The 17,908-nt window shown below is 72.2% G+C and carries 12 protein-coding genes; 6 read left to right on the forward strand and 6 right to left on the reverse strand.

Features of this window, described 5'->3' with window-relative positions:
- Nucleotides 1-128: 128 nt before the first annotated feature.
- A complete protein-coding gene (gene pepN, locus AC07AZ_RS20170) occupies nucleotides 129-2,708 on the reverse strand; it encodes an aminopeptidase N (protein WP_478849567.1) in 2,580 nt (859 codons plus the stop codon).
- Between the two features lie 112 nt (nucleotides 2,709-2,820).
- Here pepN (AC07AZ_RS20170) and AC07AZ_RS20175 point away from each other — a divergent pair, with 112 nt between their 5' ends.
- A complete protein-coding gene (locus AC07AZ_RS20175) occupies nucleotides 2,821-3,300 on the forward strand; it encodes a DUF1203 domain-containing protein (RefSeq protein WP_478849569.1) in 480 nt (159 codons plus the stop codon).
- Between the two features lie 95 nt (nucleotides 3,301-3,395).
- On the opposite strand, the gene AC07AZ_RS20180 is transcribed toward AC07AZ_RS20175, so the two are convergent.
- Entirely contained in the window at nucleotides 3,396-4,412 is a 1,017-nt protein-coding gene (locus AC07AZ_RS20180; protein ID WP_478849570.1) for an aspartate-semialdehyde dehydrogenase, read from the reverse strand.
- 361 nt (nucleotides 4,413-4,773) lie between these two features.
- On the opposite strand from AC07AZ_RS20180, the gene AC07AZ_RS20185 reads away from it, so the two are divergent.
- Entirely contained in the window at nucleotides 4,774-5,328 is a 555-nt protein-coding gene (locus AC07AZ_RS20185; protein WP_478849572.1) for an RNA polymerase sigma factor, read from the forward strand.
- 1 nt (nucleotide 5,329) lies between these two features.
- A complete protein-coding gene (locus AC07AZ_RS20190; protein WP_478849574.1) occupies nucleotides 5,330-6,043 on the forward strand; it encodes a hypothetical protein in 714 nt (237 codons plus the stop codon).
- Nucleotides 6,044-6,113: 70 nt separating this feature from the next.
- Here the strand turns inward: AC07AZ_RS20190 and AC07AZ_RS20195 are convergent, their stop codons facing one another.
- Nucleotides 6,114-9,425, reverse strand: coding sequence for a S8 family serine peptidase (locus AC07AZ_RS20195; RefSeq protein WP_478849576.1), 3,312 nt, complete (start codon nucleotides 9,423-9,425; stop codon nucleotides 6,114-6,116).
- Nucleotides 9,426-9,693: 268 nt separating this feature from the next.
- On the opposite strand from AC07AZ_RS20195, the gene AC07AZ_RS20200 reads away from it, so the two are divergent.
- Together AC07AZ_RS20200 and AC07AZ_RS20205 are read left to right on the forward strand one after the other, a co-directional pair.
- A complete protein-coding gene (locus AC07AZ_RS20200) occupies nucleotides 9,694-10,152 on the forward strand; it encodes an NUDIX hydrolase (RefSeq protein ID WP_478849578.1) in 459 nt (152 codons plus the stop codon).
- A 308-nt stretch (nucleotides 10,153-10,460) separates the two neighbouring features.
- Nucleotides 10,461-12,206 carry a TIGR03767 family metallophosphoesterase gene (locus AC07AZ_RS20205; protein WP_478849580.1) on the forward strand — a complete coding sequence of 582 codons (1,746 nt, stop codon included), beginning with the start codon at nucleotides 10,461-10,463 and terminating at the stop codon, nucleotides 12,204-12,206.
- A gap of 88 nt (nucleotides 12,207-12,294) precedes the next feature.
- On the opposite strand, the gene AC07AZ_RS20210 is transcribed toward AC07AZ_RS20205, so the two are convergent.
- Entirely contained in the window at nucleotides 12,295-13,344 is a 1,050-nt protein-coding gene (locus tag AC07AZ_RS20210) for a hypothetical protein (RefSeq protein WP_478849582.1), read from the reverse strand.
- A 195-nt stretch (nucleotides 13,345-13,539) separates the two neighbouring features.
- Nucleotides 13,540-16,128, reverse strand: a complete 2,589-nt coding sequence (pepN, locus tag AC07AZ_RS20215; RefSeq protein WP_478849584.1) for an aminopeptidase N — start codon at nucleotides 16,126-16,128, stop codon at nucleotides 13,540-13,542.
- A gap of 136 nt (nucleotides 16,129-16,264) precedes the next feature.
- Between pepN (AC07AZ_RS20215) and AC07AZ_RS20220 the strand changes: the two genes are divergently transcribed.
- Nucleotides 16,265-16,930 (forward strand): mycothiol-dependent nitroreductase Rv2466c family protein, encoded by a 666-nt coding sequence (locus AC07AZ_RS20220; RefSeq protein WP_478849586.1) that lies wholly within the window; start codon nucleotides 16,265-16,267, stop codon nucleotides 16,928-16,930.
- A 78-nt stretch (nucleotides 16,931-17,008) separates the two neighbouring features.
- Here AC07AZ_RS20220 and AC07AZ_RS20225 read toward each other — a convergent pair whose 3' ends face one another.
- Nucleotides 17,009-17,905, reverse strand: a complete 897-nt coding sequence (locus tag AC07AZ_RS20225) for a TauD/TfdA dioxygenase family protein (protein WP_478849588.1) — start codon at nucleotides 17,903-17,905, stop codon at nucleotides 17,009-17,011.
- Nucleotides 17,906-17,908: the final 3 nt, after the last annotated feature.

Raw genomic sequence — 17,908 nt, forward strand, 5'->3', positions numbered from 1 at the left:
CCGTGTGGGGGGGGGGGGGAGGGGGGGGGTGTGGGGGGGGGGGAGGGGGGTGGGGGGGGGGGGGGGGGGAGGGGGGTGGGGGGGGGGGGGAGCCCCCCCCCCCCCCCCCCCCCCCCCCGCGGCACCCGCTACGCGCCGGCCGCCCGCGCGTCCGCCGCCTGCGCCTTCAGCGCCCGCTCGACGCCCGAGCGGGCCTCCGAGACCAGGCGCCGCAGCGCCGCGCCCGGCTCCGCGCCGGCCAGCCACTCGTCCGTCCGGCGCAGCGTGTCCTCGGACACCTGGACGGCGGGGTAGAGACCGACCGCGATCTGCTGCGCCATCTCGTGCGAACGGGACTCCCAGATGTCCTTGACCACCTCGAAGAACCGCTCCGTGTACGGCGCCAGCAGCTCACGCTGGTCGGTCTGCACGAACCCGCCGATCACCGCCTCCTGCACCGCGTTCGGCAGCTTGTCGGAGTCGACGACCGAGGACCAGGCCTCCGCCTTCGCCTCCGCCGTCGGACGGGCGGAGCGGGCGCTCGCCGCGTGCCGTTCGCCCGCCGCCGTCCGGTCCCGCTCGTACTCGGCGGCGATCTCCGCCTCGTCGAAGCGTCCGACGGCCGCGAGCCGCTGCACGAGCGCCCAGCGCAGCTCCGTGTCGACGACCAGGCCCTCGATCGTCTGCGAGCCGTCCAGCAGTGCCTCCAGCAGGTCCAGCTGCTCCGGCGTACGGGCCGTCGCGGCGAAGGCGCGCGCCCACGCCAGCTGGTGGTCGCCGCCCGGCGCGGCCGCGCGCAGGTGCGCCAGCGTGGCGTCCGTCCAGCGGGTGAGGAGCGTCTCGCGGGCGGCCGGGTCGGCGTACAGGTCGACGGCCAGCTTCACCTGGCGCTGGAGCGACTGCACGACCCCGATGTCGGACTCCTTGCCGATGCCCGACAGGACCAGCGAGAGGTAGTCGCGGGTGGCGAGCTCCCCGTCCCGGGTCATGTCCCACGCCGAGGCCCAGCACAGGGCACGCGGCAGCGACGCCTCGAAGTCGCCGAGGTGCTCGGTGACGAAGGCGAGGGACTGCTCGTCGAGACGGACCTTGGCGTACGACAGGTCGTCGTCGTTGAGCAGCACGACGTCCGGCCGGCGCCGGCCCACCAGCTGCGGTACGGCGGTCAGTTCGCCGTCGACGTCCAGCTCCACGCGCTCCTCGCGCACCAGCTTGCCGCTGTCCTCGTCGAGCACGTAGAAGCCGACGGCGATGCGGTGCGGACGCAGGGTCGGCTCACCCTTGGCGCCGGCGGGCAGGGCCGGGGCCTCCTGGCGGATCGCGAAGGACGTGACGACGCCGTCGGCGTCCGTCTCGATCTCCGGGCGCAGGATGTTGATGCCGGCGGTCCGCAGCCACTTCTGCGACCAGGTCGTCAGGTCGCGGCCGGAGGTCTCCTCCAGGGCGCCCAGCAGGTCGGACAGGCGGGTGTTGCCGTACGCGTGGCGCTTGAAGTACGCCTGCACGCCCGCGAAGAACTCGTCCATGCCGACGTAGGCGACGAGCTGCTTGAGGACGGAGGCGCCCTTGGCGTAGGTGATCCCGTCGAAGTTGACCAGGACGTCGTCCAGGTCGCCGATCTCGGCCATGATCGGGTGGGTCGACGGCAGCTGGTCCTGCCGGTAGGCCCACGTCTTCATGGAGTTGGCGAACGTCGTCCAGGAGTGCGGCCACCGGGAGTCGGGGGAGTACGCCTGGCAGGCGATGGACGTGTAGGTGGCGAACGACTCGTTCAGCCACAGGTCGTTCCACCACTCCATGGTCACGAGGTCGCCGAACCACATGTGGGCGAGCTCGTGCAGGATCGTCTCCGCGCGTACCTCGTACGCGGCGTCGGTCACCTTGGAGCGGAAGACGTACTGGTCGCGGATGGTCACCGCGCCGGCGTTCTCCATCGCGCCCGCGTTGAACTCCGGCACGAACAGCTGGTCGTACTTCTTGAACGGGTACGCGTAGTCGAACTTCTCCTGGAACCACTCGAAGCCCTGCCGCGTCACCTCGAAGATCGCGTCCGAGTCGAGGAACTCCGCGAGGGAGGGCCGGCAGTAGATGCCGAGCGGGACGCTCTGCCCGTCCTTCTCGTACACGCTGTGCACCGAGTGGTACGGGCCCACGATCAGCGCCGTGACGTACGACGAGATGCGCGGGGTCGGCTCGAAGGCCCAGGTGTCGTCCTTGGGCTCGGGCGTCGGCGAGTTGGAGATGACGGTCCAGCCGTTCGGCGCCTTCACGGTGAACCGGAAGGTGGCCTTCAGGTCCGGCTGCTCGAAGGACGCGAAGACGCGGCGGGCGTCCGGCACCTCGAACTGGGTGTACAGATAAGCCTGTTGGTCGACCGGGTCGACGAAGCGGTGCAGGCCCTCACCGGTGTTGGTGTACGCGCAGTCGGCGACGACCCGCAGGACGTTGGGCCCCTCCAGCAGTCCGGCCAGCGCGATCCGCGAGTCCGCGAAGACCTCGGCGGGGTCGAGCGCGTCGCCGTTCAGCGTCACCTCGTGCACGGCGGGGGCGACCAGGTCGATGAACGACTCCCCGCCTCCCTCCGCGACGTCGAAGCGCACCGTGGTCACGGACCTGTAGGTACCGCCCTCCTGCGCCCCGGAGAGGTCGAGATCGATCTCGTACGAGTCAACGGTCAGCAGCTTCGCCCGCTGCCGCGCCTCTTCGCGAGTCAGGTTTGTGCCAGGCACGCGGTCATCTCCTCGTGATGTGTGGGTTGCGCCATCCTTCCACGGGACCTGCACGGAAAGCGATGTCCGGATCCCGCCGGTGAGCGGGGCGGACACGCGGGAATCTGGAGCCATGACGACGTACTGCGCACGACCTGTCCCCCCGTCGGTCCTGAAGGAGCTCCGCACAGCTGACGACGCGGGCCGCGAGATGGTTCCCGTGACGGACGAGGAGGGTGACGCCCCGCTCCGCTGCTGTCTGCGCCGCAGCGCGCCCGGCGAGCGCATCGCCCTGGTCTCCTACGCCCCGCTGCGCCGCTGGGCCGCCGGGACGGGCGCGGATCCGGGGGCGTACGACGAGCAGGGGCCGGTGTTCATCCACGCGGAGGAGTGCGCGGGGCGGCCGGACGCCGGCGGGCACCCCTTCACCAACGCGCACCGCACGGTGCGGCGGTACTCGGCCGGCGGCCGCATCCTCGGGGGCCGGCTGGTCACGGACCCCGAGGGCTTCGACCCCGCGTTCGACGAGGCGTTCGCCGACCCGGAGGTGGCCCTCGTCCACGTACGGGCGGTGGAGTACGGCTGCTTCCTGTACGAGGTCGGGCGCCCGTAGTCCCGCCACGGCTCCCGCTCCTCAGACGCCGGAGGGGAGGGAACGCGGCCCCTCCGGCGTCTGGGGACGAGGCCCCTTCAGGGCCGAAGCGGGCGTCAGGCGGTCAGCTCCGCCGCCACGAGCTCCGCGATCTGCACGGCGTTCAGCGCGGCACCCTTGCGCAGGTTGTCGTTGGAGACGAACAGGGCGAGGCCGTGCTCCACCGTCTCGTCCGCGCGGACACGGCCGACGAACGACGCGTCCTTGCCGGCCGCCTGGAGCGGCGTCGGGATCTCGGAGAGGGCCACGCCGGGCGCGCCGGCCAGCAGCTCCGTGGCCCGCTCCACGGACAGCGGCCGGGCGAAACGGGCGTTGATCTGGAGGGAGTGGCCGGAGAACACCGGCACGCGCACGCAGGTGCCGGAGACCTTGAGGCCGGGGATCTCCAGGATCTTCCGGGACTCGTTGCGGAGCTTCTGCTCCTCGTCCGTCTCGTGCAGGCCGTCGTCGACGATCGAGCCGGCGAGCGGGATCACGTTGAAGGCGATGGGCCGCCGGTAGACGTGCGGCTCGGGGAAGTCGAGCGCCTCGCCGTCGTGGGTCAGCCGGTCGGCGTCGGCGACGACCTTCTGCGCCTGGCCGTGCAGCTCCGCCACGCCCGCGAGGCCCGAGCCGGACACCGCCTGGTAGGTGGCGACGACGAGGGCCTCCAGGCCCGCCTCCTCGTGCAGCGGCCGCAGCACGGGCATCGCGGCCATCGTCGTGCAGTTCGGGTTGGCGATGATCCCCTTGGGCCGGTCGGTGATCGCGTGCGGGTTCACCTCGGACACCACCAGCGGCACCTCGGGGTCCCTGCGCCAGGCGGAGGAGTTGTCGATGACGACCGGGCCCTGCGCGGCGACCTTCTCGGCCAGCGCCCTGGAGGTGGTGCCGCCCGCCGAGAAGAGGACGATGTCCAGCCCGGAGTAGTCGGCGGCGGACGCGTCCTCCACGGTGACGCCGTCCAGGACCGTCCCCGCCGAGCGGGCCGAGGCGAACAGGCGCAGCTCGGTGACCGGGAAGTCCCGCTCCGCGAGGATCCTGCGCATGACCGTGCCGACCTGACCGGTGGCTCCGACGATTCCGACCCTCACGGCGACTCCTTCAACGTGGCTTTCCTGTGCCTGCTGCACGACCGAGGCGTTTCCATCATGCGTCCCACCCCGGCCGGGCTGTCCAATTCTTTGCCCCGAGCGCCCGAGGAGTGGGACGACACGGACACCGGCGCGGTCGCGCACCTTCCGTCCGCACCGCCCTGAACTGCAGAAAATCGTCCCGCGGGCACTCTGTACCGCAAGCTGTACTGCCCCGTGCCTGCCCGCCGCCGCCCGGTCCACGCGACCGTGTGACGTACGCCTCCGCCGGGGGTGCGGGCATCCGCGAGAATCCGCGCGGAACGCCGCCGAACGTTCCGGACCCCACCGGCGTCATAGGGGAAACGCGGCGAGGAGAGGGGTGGCTGTGCTGCGCGGAATGGCCCGCCGCGGCCAGGGGGACGACGGACACGGCGTACACCGTGTGCCCGACGACCCGCTGGACGCGGCCCAGGAACGCCGGGTGCGGGCGGTGCTCGCGCTCGGCGGCGTGCCGCAGGCGGACCTGCCGGACGGGGTGCAGCAGGTCCGCCTGCGGCTGCTGGAGCGCTCGGCGCGGGGGGACGAGGCGCCGCGTGACGTGTCGGCGTGGGCCGCGGTCGTGGCCTCCAACCTCGCCATGGACTGGCACCGCACCAAGCGCCGCCAGGAGCGGATCGGGGAGCGCCTGGCCTCCCTGCGCCAGCACGAACATCCCTCGGGGGAGGACACCAGCATGCTCTCCCTCGCCGTCGCCCAGGGCCTGGACGAGCTGCCCGACGCCCAGCGTCAGGTGGTCGTCCTGCGCTTCTACGCCGACCTGCCGGTGCGCGGGATCGCCGAGGAGCTCGGCATACCGGAGGGCACGGTCAAGAGCAGGCTGCACACGGCGGTACGGGCTCTGCGCGCCCGCCTGCACGAGGACGAGGTGGTGTGAGGTGACCGCCGAGAACCACGAGGGCACCGGCGCGGACGCGCTGATGGCCGCGATCACCGGTGAGCGGCCGCCCCCGGAGGCCGGCGAGGACGCCGCCCTGCTCGCCGAGTACCGCTCCGCCGCGGCCGATGTCGCGCTGCTGCGGGAGCAGCTCGGGATCATCGCCGGCGCGCTGGCGGAACCGGTACCCGCGGCGCGGCCGGCCCCCGCGCGGGCACCGCGGCGCCGGCGGCGGAGCTTCTCCCTGGCCCTCGGCGCCGTCGCGGTGGCGTGCGCCGCCACGGTGGTGTCCGGCCTGGTCTGGATCACCGTGCAGGCCGGGGACGGAATGGGCGGCGCCGACGAGAGCAGCGCCGACAAGAGCGCCTCGCAGACCGGGGCGTCGCGGAACGCCCCACGGGACCTGGCCTGCGCCCGGCTCGTCGTCGAGGGCACGGTCACCGCCCTGCGGCCCCTGCCGGGAGACCCCGGCCGGGAGCGCGTCACCCTGCGCGTGATCCGTTCCTACGAGCCGGCCGGGGGCAGGGCCGAGATCACCGTGCTGCGGGACGAGGCCACGGCGCCCGCCGTCCGCGGCGGGGACCACGTGCTGGTCGTCGGCCGGCACTCCGCGACCGTCGTGGACACGTGGTCCGTGGGGGACAGGGAGGTGACCGCGGAACGGGCGCGGGTCACCCGGGCGCTGGCCGAGTCGTCCGGCATCACCTGTCAGTGAGGGCGGACCGGCCGACGAGGAAGGGGCGGGCGCCCGACAGGCGCCCGCCCCCTCGGCCGAACCGGTTCGGTTACGGCGTGACCTTCTCGATCGCCACGCTGCCGACGCCCGCGACCGTGCCGCGCGCGTTCACCAGCCGGACCTGGCCGAAGAACTCACGGCCCTCCGGGGCGGCCGCCGCGGCGGTGACGCTCGCCGAGACGTTCGCCGAGGCGCCCGTGGCGAGCTTGACCGCAGTCGACTCGTCCACGGTGACCGTGCCGAGGGACGCGGAGAAGAACACGTCCTGGTAGTCGTACGCGGTGGAGCCGGACGGAACCGCGTAGCCGGCGACCTCGATGGTGTACGTGCCGGCGGCCGGGGCGGCCAGGGAGACGGCCTCCTCGGAGTCGCCGTCGGCGGACTGGCCGACCTGCTTGCCGCTCGCGTCGTAGACCGTCAGGTCCAGGTCGGCGGAGGCGTCGGAGACGTTGCCGATGGCGACGTCCAGCGACTTCGCGCCCGCCGGAACCTCGACCGTGGTGGTCTGCGTCTCGCCCTGCTTGATGGTCGGACGGGTCGTCTTGGACGAGCCGAGCGCGCCGCCCACCAGCTTGCCGTCGATGGCGGCGAAGTGGTTCGTCACCTTCCAGGAGACGGCGGCCGGGGTGCCGACCTTGGCCTCGGGGACGGTCACGACCTCGGGGTCGAAGGCAGCGCCGTAGACGGTGGCGGTCAGCTTGTACGGGTTGTCGAGCAGCGGCGACGTACGGCGCGACTCGACCTCGATCTCCCAGACACCGGCCTGCGGGTCGGCGTAGGAACGGGCGTCGGCCTTGCAGCCGTTGCCGTCGAGGTAGTTGTTGTAGCAGTACGGGGTGCCGGTGTCCTCGACCGGAACGCCGTAGGGGTGGATGGCGATGAACCGGGTCTGGCTCTTGCCCTTCAGTCCGCCGATCGCGACCTCGAAGGACTTGGCGCCCTCGGGGACGGTCACGAAGTACGACCGGGTGCTGTTGCGCTGCACCGAACCCGACGCGCCGTAGGTGAACTTGACGGGCGCCGAGACCACGACGGTCGTCAGGATCTGCTTGTCGGTGCCCTCGGTCCCCGGGTCGTCGACCTTCAGGATCGCGCTCTTGAGGCCCGCGGACTTCGGCGCGGCCTCGACCCTGACGGTCACCGGCTTGTTCAGCCCGAGCCTGACCTCGTCGGAACCGACGATCCGGAAGGTGTGCCCGGCGTTCCTCGCGAAGCGCAGCGTGTGGCGGATCGCCTTGTCGGCGCCGGAGGTACGCGTGATGGTCACGTCGTACGTCTTCTTCTTGCCGGCCTTGAGGCCGCCCTCACGGTCGTAGAGGCCGGTGCCGAAGCCCGGCGTCTTCAGCGCCTGGTCGATCGCGGTGTCGACCGGTGCCTTCACCGTGAACTCGTTCGCCGTGGCGTGGTGCCGGATCGAGTCCCACGCGTCGGGGATGTCGATGAGGCCCGCGCCCTCCTCGTACGCCTGCACACCCTTGATGTGGTCGGCGGTCGAGGTCAGGGCGGTGCGCAGGGTCGCCGGGGTCAGGGCGATGTGCTTCTGCTTCGCGGCGGACAGCAGGAGCGCGGAGGCGCCCGCGGCCTGAGGGGAGGCCATCGAGGTGCCCTGGAGCATCGAGTAGCCGGCCGGCAGGGTGTAGCCCGACTCGGCGACCGGGGAGCCCGGCAGCCAGGTCTGGGTGGTGTTGATCGAGGCGCCCGGCGCGGTGAGCGTCGGGGTGAAGCCGCCGTCCTCACGCGGGCCGCGCGAGGAGAAGGGCATCATCGCGTACTTCTTCTCGACGGCCGAGCCGTAGTTGGACGCCCAGGTCTCCCTGGAGATGGCCGCGCCGACCGAGACGACCTTGTCGGCCAGGCCGGGGTCGCCGATGGTGTTGGCGCCGGGGCCGGAGTTGCCGGCCGAGATGACCAGTTGCACGCCGTAGGTGTCGATGAGGCGCGTGTACAGCTCGGCGCGCGCGTTGTTGCCGTCGTTGAGCGCCGGCAGTCCGCCGATCGACATGTTGACGATGTCGACACCGCGGTTGACCACGAGGTCGATCATGCCCTCGGTGAGCGCGACGTTGGTGCAGCCGCCGGTCCAGGTGCAGGCACGGGAGGACACGATCTTCGCACCCGGGGCCGCGCCGTTCATCTTCCCGCCGAACAGGCCGTGGGCGGAGGTGATGCCGGCGACGTGGGTGCCGTGCTCGGACTCGATGACGCCGATGTTGACGAAGTCGGCCTTCTTGCCGACCCAGTCGCCGCCGTACGGGTCCATCGGGACGTCCTTGCGGATCTCCACGACGAACGGCTGGCGCTCGACGACGTCGGTCGACGGGTCGTCGGTTCCGAAGTAGCCGATCTGGAAGCCGTTCTTGTACGGCTTGAGCGGCGTGTCGTCGGTGAAGTCGGCGTTGTTGTTCAGGTCGACGCGGACCGTGCCGGCCGCGGCGTCGTACAGGACGCCCCAGCTGTCGGTGGTGTCACCGTCGCGGTTCGCGTCGCCCTTGGCGTCGCCGCCCGCGGTGGCGGACTCGCGGAACAGGTTGATCTGGTACGACCCGGCGGGCGCCGTCCAGCTCTTGCCGCCGTAGGTGAAGGCCGGACCGGACACCGAGGTGGTCATCGCGCGCCAGGTGGCGTCGCTGTCCAGGATCGGGTCGGTCGAGGTCACCCAGTCGACGATCTTGCGCTCGCCGGTGGTGGTCTTCTGCAGCGCCGGGTGACCGAGGTCCACACCCGAGTCGAGGATGCCGATGGTGACGCCCCGGCCGTCCGCTTTCGGGTTCTTCTTCACGAAGTCGACGGCGCCCGTCTCGAACGACGGGTTGTACGGGTTCGCGGCGGGCGTCTTGCTGCTCGGCGCCGGGTAGGTGGTGCCGCCCTTGCCCGAGGCGGCGCCCTTCGCGGTGTCGGCGCTCGGCGTCGGGTCGTCCAGCGGGATGTCCTGCCGCAGGTCGATGCCGTGCACGGCGGACAGCTTCGCGGCGGCGGCGATGGCCGCGTCCGCCTTCGCGGTCGGGACGGTGGCGCGCACGTAGCCGAGCTTGTCGTAGGAGCGGCCCACGGAGCCGCCCTTGACCGCGTCCAGTTCCTCGGCGACCTGCTCGGTCTGCCCGGGCGCGGTCGCGACCATCATCGTGACGTTCTTGGCGCCGTCGGCCTTGGCGTCGGCCAGCAGGGCCGCGTCGTCCGAACCGAGCTTGGCGCTCGCGGACTTCAGGCCCGGGTCGGCGGTGGCGCCGCCGTCGTTGCCCGCGGAGAAGGCCATGGGGATCGGCCCCGCCGCGGAGAGGGCGGCCACCAGTCCGGCGGCCACGGCGACGCGGGCCACGCGTCTCGCGCCCGATATCGGTTCACGCTGAGGGGTGAGGGTCATCGGCATCCCTTGTAGGTAAAGGAACGTGCGTCGATCGACCAGAGTCGATCGACCCTGGTCGTGCGGTGTCCGGATACGACCCCGGACGATCGCACAGCTTTACCCAAGGGGCAGCCGTTTGGGAGGTGTTGACCGAATCGAAATGGATGTATGGGGAAAACCCGCGATGGCCTTCAGGGGGACGAGTCCCCTCAAGCACGACAAGTCGCCGCCGCCGGCGGCCTGCCCCGCGCCTGACGATCCGGACCCGGCGGTCTAACGTCCCCTCATGCGACGGAACACGAGGGTGGCGGCCTACGCCGTGTGCGTGCGCGACGGTCAGGTCCTGCTGGCCCGCTGGCTCCGAGCCGACGGCGCCCCCGAGTGGACCCTGCCCGGCGGCGGCATGGAGCACGGGGAGGACCCCTACGACACCGTCCGCCGGGAGGTGCGGGAGGAGACCGGCTACGGCGTCGAGATCACCGCCCTGCTCGGCGTCGACAGCGTCCGCCTGCGCTCCCCGCGCCGGTTCGGCCGCCACGTCGACCACCACGCCGTGCGCCTGGTCTACGAGGCCCGGGTGACCGACGGCGAACTCCGCTTCGAGATCGGCGGCTCCACCGACATGGCGGCCTGGCACGACCTCGACGCGGTGCCGGCCCTGACCCGGGTGGGACTGGTCGACGCCGGCCTCGGCCTGTGGCGCGACCGGCCGGCGGCGGGCCGGCTCGCGCTCCCCCGTGACTAGCGCCGCGACAGGCGACGTTCGCGCGACGGGGCGAACGTCGCCTGCCGCGGCACCAGCTTCCCTACCCGGAAAACGACCGGGAAGGTGAACACGGAGTAACCGTCCCCCGGCCATCGGACAGCGGTCCCCGGACGCGCGGGCAGGCGAAGATCGACGTACGGTGATCGGCGCTGCGCGTTGCGGTCTCGTTCACGCGCAGGTCATTCCCGGTGCCAACGATCCAGTACGAGCGGGAAATTCACCGGCCACACCGTGCGGCGACCCCCGCGACCACTGCCGACGCAGTTCGTACCCGGGGAGATCGCGCCATGTCGCGCATACGCTCTGTCGCCAGCTCCACGCTGGGGGTCAACCGCCGTACCGTCCTCGCGGCCACCGCCGCGGTGTCCGCCTCCGCAGGCGTCGGCTACGCCCTGCGGCCCACCGACAGCGTGGCCGCCACCACGACCGAGACGCCCGTGGCCCAGTCCCGCAGAGCCCCGGCCGCGCCCCTCGCGCCGTACACCCGCGGCACCACCGTCGCCACGGTCGCCGCCCCGCGCACGAGCTCCGGCTACCGCCGCCTCGGCGACGGCCCCGGCTGGAGCCGCAAGGTCCGCGCCGAACTGGCCGCGCCCAAGTCCGGCCGGGCCGGCCGCCGTACCGCGCTCGCCGCGTTCGTGCAGCTCACCGACCTGCACCTGATGGACAGCCAGCACCCCATGCGGCTGGAGTACCTGCGCTCCACCGACGTGCACGCCTGGCGGCCGCACGAGGCGCTGTCCGTGCCGGGCGCGATCTCCCTGGTGGAGCGGATCAACGCGCTGCGCGGCGCCCCCGTCACCGGCTCACCGCTGCACTTCGCCATGACGACCGGCGACAACACCGACAACAACGCCAAGACCGAGCTCGAGTGGTTCCTGAAGGTCATGAGCGGCGGCCGCATCACCCCCAACTCCGGGGACCCGCGCCACTACGAGGGCGTCCAGAACAGCGGCCTCAAGCAGTTCTGGAACCCCGACTCGACCCTGCGCGACGCCGACAAGCTGCGCGGCTTCCCGCACCTCGCCGGCTTCCTCGCCGCCGCGATCCGCGAACTGAACAGCCCCGGCCTCAACCTGCCCTGGTACTCGACGGTCGGCAACCACGACGCCATGCCGCTCGGCTGCTACGGCCACGGCGACTCCTGGCTCGCCGAGTACGCCGTCGGCGGCAAGAAGCTGATGAGCCTGCCCGCGGCCGAGGCGAAGAAGCTCCAGACGGCCATGTCCAAGGCCACCGACCCCCGGGGCACCCACTTCCGCGACCTGCTCAGGGCGCACACCCGCGACATGCGCTCGGTCACGCCCGACGAGCGGCGCGGCCCGTACACCCCGGCCGAGTACGTCAGGGCGCACCTGGACCCGGCGTACCGGGGCGTGGGTCCGGTGGGTCACGGCTACTCCACCGCCAACCTCGACGCGGGCACCCAGTACTACAGCTTCCGGATCGCCGAGGACGTCATCGGCATCAGCCTGGACACCACCGACGCCGGCGGCCACTACGAGGGCTCGATCGGGACCGCCCAGCTGAACTGGCTGGACAAGACGCTGCGCGACAACAAGGACTCCTACGCGGTCGTCTTCAGCCACCACACCAGCAAGACCATGGACAACACCCGCCCCGACCCGGCCCGCCCCGGCGAGCGCCGGCACAGCGGCGACGAGGTGATCGCCCTGCTCGGCCGCCACGCGGGCGTCCTGGCCTGGGTGAACGGCCACATCCACCGCAACGACATCACCCCGCACGCCGGGGCCGCAGGCCGTTCCTTCTGGGAGATCTCCACCGCCTCCCACGTCGACTACCCGCAGCTCGCCCGGGTCATCGAGCTGGTCGACAACAAGGACGGCACGCTCTCGGTGTTCACCACGCTCGTCGAGTCCGCGGCCCCGCACCGCACCGACTTCGCCGACCTCTCCCAGACCGGTCTGGCCGCCCTCTACCGCGAGCTGTCCTTCAACGCGCCCGGCGCGCGCACCGACCTCGGCGGAGCGGCCGGCGACCGCAACACGGAGCTGCTGCTCAAGAAGGGCTGACCCGGCCCGCCGGCACCGCACGGGAGGAGGGGCCGCCGGTGATCCCGGCGGCCCCTCCGCTCCCCTCCTGGCGCGGCCCGGTCCGTCACTACCGGGGGAGCACCACGACATAGGCGGCGGGGTCCCGGTCGCCGGACGCCATCAGCGCCGTACGGACCACCGCCGCCTGCTGCTCCGCCGCCTCCCGCAGCTTCCTCGGGGTGACGTGCACGACGGTGATGCCGAGGCGCTCCAGGTGCTCGCGTTTGCGGGCGTACTCCGACCACAGGGCGTCGTCGTCCTGCCCGTCGCCGTGCAGGGGGGCGCGGGTGTCGAGTTCGACCGCCACCGCCTGCTCCGGCCAGTAAGCGTCCAGCCCGCCCAGGTGGGGGCCGCCCGGCAGGCGCAGGTCGACGTTCCAGACCGGGTCGGGCAGGCCGTACTCCTCGACCATCCGGTACAGGCGCGTCTCCGCGATCGCCCGGCCCTCGGCGAGCAGGGAGTCCACCGCGTCCACCACGTGCGGACGGCCCAGCAGCTTCGCCCGGTTCAGCTCCCTGACCACCGCGGCGGGTTCGCAGTGGCCGCCGCGCACCGCCTCCGTCAGCAGCAGGCGCACGGTCACCGCGTCCGTCAGTCCGGCCACCGCGTCGGCCAGGGCGCGCGGGACCGGTGCCACCGGCAGGCCGGTGATCTGCCGGGGGGCCGGCGGGTTCGCGGCGCGGACGACTCGCGCGCACCCCGCGGCGCGCAGCCGGCGCAGCCGGGGGACCAGGACGTCGATCCGGTCCAGGGAGAGCAGCGGCGGGGCGGAGGCGAAGCCGTGCAGGTTCAGCGCCGCCAGGCCGGTGATCATCACCTCGGCGTACGCCGGGCGGTGCGGTTCCTCCGCGCCGGGCTGGGCCGGCACACCGGCGGTCCGCTCCCGCGCCGCGTACATCAGCACCGCGTGCAGCCGCTCCTCGCTGGTCGGCGGGCCCGGGTGGAGCAGGAAGACACCGGGGAGGATCTGCTGCCAGGGGCCGCCGGCACGGCACTGCTCGTTCGTCTCGGCGGTCGCGATGCCGAGCGAGCGGAGCCGGGCGGCCGTCATCACCCGGCGGTGCACCTCGGAGAGGTGGTGGAGGGGGCGGGGGGACAGCGGGGTGTCGTGGTTCATGACGGGCAGATTCCCGCGTCCCGGGCGCCTTCGAACCACTGTTACACGCCCGTCGACAAATCGGGACAAGCCCACACTAAAGGACGGGTGTTCGGGTGCCGAAAACCCCTGGTCCCTTCGGGTGCGGACCAGGGGTTACGGCCCCGTTGCCTGAATTCCGTAACGGCTACGAACGGCCCAGGCATTGGCCAGAGATCAGGGGGTTCCGGCTCCGGCCGCCGCCGCGTCGCACGCCTGTCCGCGCGACGCCCGTGCCAGGTCGTCCCGCGCCTCCAGCACCAGCCGGCGCAGCGCCGGGGCCACGTCCTCGTGCGCCGCGAGCCACGCGTCCGCCGCCGCGAGCGTCTCCGGCACGTCCTGGAAGGACGGGAAGAGGCCCTGGACGACGTGCATCGCGATCTGGATGGACCGCTCGGCCCACACCCGCTCGATCACCGCGAAGTACCGGGCCGCGTACGGTGCGAGCAGCTCGCGCTGCGAGGACTGCCCGAAACCCGAGATGGTCGCCTCGACCAGGGCGTTGGAGAGGGCGTCCGACTCCACCACCTGCGCCCACGCCTGCGCCTTGACAGCCGCCGAGGGACGCGCCGCCAGACAGCGGACCTGGTGGCGCTTGCCGGACGCCGTGTCGTCGCGGGCCAGTTCGGCCGCCAGCACGGCCTCGTCCGCCACCCCGTGGGACGCCAGCGGCTCCAGGAACGCCCAGCGCAGCTCCTGGTCCACCACGAGCCCGTCGATCTGCTCGGTCCCCTCCAGCAGACCGCGCAGCAGCCGCAGGTCGGCGGGGCCCGACGCCACCGTCGCGAGGAAGCGGGCCCAGGCGAGCTGGTGCTCGCTGCCCGGCTCGGCGTTCCGCAGCTCGCGCAGGGCGCCCTCCGCGAGGAGCTGCCCGCCCGTCGTGCGCCAGTCCGGCGCCACGTAGTGGACCAGCGCCGAGTTCGCCCAGGCGTGCAGCATCTGGAGGACGCCGATCCCCGACTCGCGCCCCGCGAACCGCAGCACCAGGTCCACGAAGTCCCGTGCCGGCAGCAGCGCGTCCCGGGTGAGGTTCCACAGGGCCGACCAGCACAGCGCCCGCGCGAGCGGGTCGGTGATCTCTCCGAGGTGGGCCCGGAGCGTCTCCAGCGAGGTCGTGTCGAAGCGGATCTTGCAGTACGTCAGGTCGTCGTCGTTGACGAGCACGAGATCCGGCGCCTGCGCACCGGCCGCCTCCGGCACGACCGTGCGCGGGCCGTCCACGTCCACCTCGGCGCGGGCGTAGCGCACGAGACGGCCGTCCTCCAGCCGGTACAGGCCCACCGCGACCCGGTGCGGGCGCAGCTCCGGGTGCGACTCGGCGGCCTCCTGGAGCACGGCCAGCTCGTCGATCCGGCCCTCCGCGTCCAGCAGCACCTGCGGGGTGAGGGAGTTGACCCCGGCGGTCTGCAGCCAGGACCGCGACCACGCGGCCATGTCCCGGCCGCTGGTCTCGGCCAGCGCCGACAGCAGGTCGCCCAGGCGCGTGTTGCCGTAGGCGTGCCGTTTGAAGTAGCGGCGCGCGCCCTCCAGGAACGCGTCCTGGCCGACGTACGCCACCAGTTGCTTCAGGACGCTGGCGCCCTTCGCGTACGTGATGCCGTCGAAGTTGAGCTTGGCGTCCTGGAGGTCGCGGATGTCGGCCGTGACCGGGTGGGTGGAGGGCAGCTGGTCCGCGCGGTACGCCCACGCCTTGCGGCGGTTGGCGAAGGTGATCCAGCCGTTCTCGAACCGGGTCGCGCCGACCAGGGCGAAGGCACCCATGAAGTCGGCGAAGGACTCCTTGAGCCACAGGTCGTCCCACCACTCCATGGTGACGAGGTCGCCGAACCACATGTGGGCCATCTCGTGCAGGATCACGTTGGCCCGGCCCTCGTAGGAGGCCTGGGTGACCTTGCCGCGGAAGATGAACTCCTCCCGGAAGGTGACGAGCCCCGGGTTCTCCATCGCGCCGAGGTTGTACTCGGGCACGAACGCCTGGTCGTACTTCCCGAAGGGGTACGGGTAGTCGAAGTGGTCGTGGAAGAAGTCCAGGCCCTGCTTGGTGACCAGGAAGACGTCCTCGGCGTCGAAGTAGGGCGCGAGGCCCCTGCGGCACAGGGCGCCGAGGGGGATCTCCAGCGTCGTACCGTCGGCGAGGGTGCGGGAGTAGGAGTCCGTCACGTAGTGGTAGGGGCCCGCCACCACGCAGGTGATGTACGTCGAGATCGGCTTCGTCTCCGCGAACCGCCAGACCCCGTCGGTGAGTTCACCGGTCCCGTTGCCCCAGACGTGCCAGCCCTCCGGCGCCCGCACCTCGAAGCGGTAGGGGGCCTTGAGGTCGGGCTGCTCGAAGTTCGCGAAGACCCGGCGGGAGTCGGCCGGCTCGTACTGGGTGTAGAGGTAGACCTCGCCGTCCTCGGGGTCGACGAAGCGGTGCAGGCCCTCGCCGGTGCGGGAGTAGGCGCACTGCGCGTCGACGACCAGCTCGTTCTCGGCGGCTAGGTCCGCCAGCGCGATCCGGGAGCCGTCGAAGACCTCGCCCGGGTCGAGGTCCTTGCCGTTGAGGGAGAGGGCGGTGACCGAGGGCGCGATCAGGTCCGCGAAGCTCGCCGCGCCCGGCTCGGCGCAGCGGAAGCGGATCGTGGTCACGGACCGGAAGGTCCGCGGCCCGTCGCCCGGCCCCTCGCCCACCGCTGAGCGCAGGTCGAGGGACACCTCGTATCCGTCGACGGACAGCAGGGCGGCCCGCTCCCGGGCCTCGTCACGGGACAGATTCTCACCGGGCACGGGCGGTACTCCCTCGGGCGGCGTTCAGCATGCGGACAGCACCGATCCTGCCATGTGCCCCTGACCGGGGGCACCCGGGAATGGGGTGGTCGGAGTCGGTGTTGTGACAGGAAACGACCGTTGCCCGAGGAGAGCCATGCCCGAGACCTCGACCGCCCCCGCCAGGACCCCCGTCGACTTCTGGTTCGACCCGCTGTGCCCGTGGGCCTGGATGACGTCCCGGTGGGTGCTGGAGGTGGAGAAGGTCAGGGACATCGAGGTCCGCTGGCACATCATGAGCCTGGCGGTCCTGAACGAGCCCAAGCTGGACGAGCTGCCCGAGGAGTACCGCGAGATGCTCGCGGTCAAGGCGTGGAAGCCGGTGCGTGTGGTGACCGCGGCCTGGCAGAAGCACGGCGCCGAGGTCCTCGGCCCGCTGTACACCGCGCTCGGCACCCGCATCCACAACCAGGGCGAGGGCCCCACCCTGGAGGCCATCGCCGGCGCCCTGGCCGACGTCGGCCTGCCCGCCGACCTGATCGACTACGCCGACCAGGAGAACTTCGAGTTCGACGCCGAGCTGCGCGCCTCCCACAAGGAGGGCATCGACAAGGTCGGCCAGGACGTCGGCACCCCGGTCATCGCCGTGCCCGGTCCCGACGGCGAGCAGATCGCGTTCTTCGGCCCGGTCGTCACCCCCGCCCCGCAGGGCGAGGCCGCCGCCAGGCTGTGGGACGGCACCCTCGCGGTCGCCTCCGTCCCCGGCTTCTACGAGATCAAGCGCTCCCGCACGGTCGGCCCGGACTTCAGCAACCTCGTGTAGCCGTCCCCGCGCCCGCCGGGGCGCGGACGGCGAAGGGCCCTCGCGTGTCACCACGCGAGGGCCCTTCGCGCGCGACGGCTAGGCCGCCACGGACGTGTAGTGCGAGGCGTCCCCCTCGATCGAGTAGCTCTCCTTGCCCTCGACGCCCACCGGCACGTCACCGGCGACGGTCACCCGGTGCAGTCGGCGGGGCAGCCCGTCGTAGTTGTCGATGGCGTAGTGCTGCGTGATGCGGTTGTCGAACAGCACGAGCTGGTTCGGGGCCCAGCGGTGCCGCAGGACGTTCTCCGGCCGTGTCACGTACGCCTGGAACAGGTCGAGGAGCTTGCGGGACTCGCCCACCGACAGGCCCACGAGCCGCTGCGCGAACCCGCCGATGAACAGTCCCCGCTCGCCGGTCAGCGGGTGGACACGCACCACCGGGTGCACCGTGCGGTACTTGATGGACGTGAACTGGGCGCGCTGCGCCGCGTGTTCCTCGTCGAGCGACTCCTCGGGCACCGCGTAGTCGTAGTCGTTGGTGTGCTCCGCCCACAAGGTGTCGGCCAGCGTGCGCAGCGGCTCCGGCAGGTCCCGGTAGGCGCCCGCGGAACTGGCGATCAGGGTCTCGCCGCCGTACGGCGGGACGGTGATGCTGCGCAGGGTGCTGGCCTGCGGCGGGTTGAGGACGAAGGTGACGTCGGTGTGCCAGTGGTTGGCGGCGCGGCCGCGCTCGCTGTCCACGGGCAGCACGTTCGGGACGCCGTCGACGGAGGGCACGGTCGGGTGCGCGGTGGTGACGTCGCCGAAGTGGCGGACGAACGCCTGCTGGCCCTCGTCGTCCAGGTCGACGCCGTCGAACACCAGGGCCTTGTGGAGGTTGAGCGCCTCCCGCAGGGCGGCGGCCGTCCCCTCGTCGAGCGGGCGGGCGAGGTCGACGCCGGACACCTGGGCGCCGATCCTCGCGGTGATCTTCCTGATCTCGATGCCGGACATGTG

This window comes from Streptomyces sp. NPDC043878 (assembly GCF_056435735.1).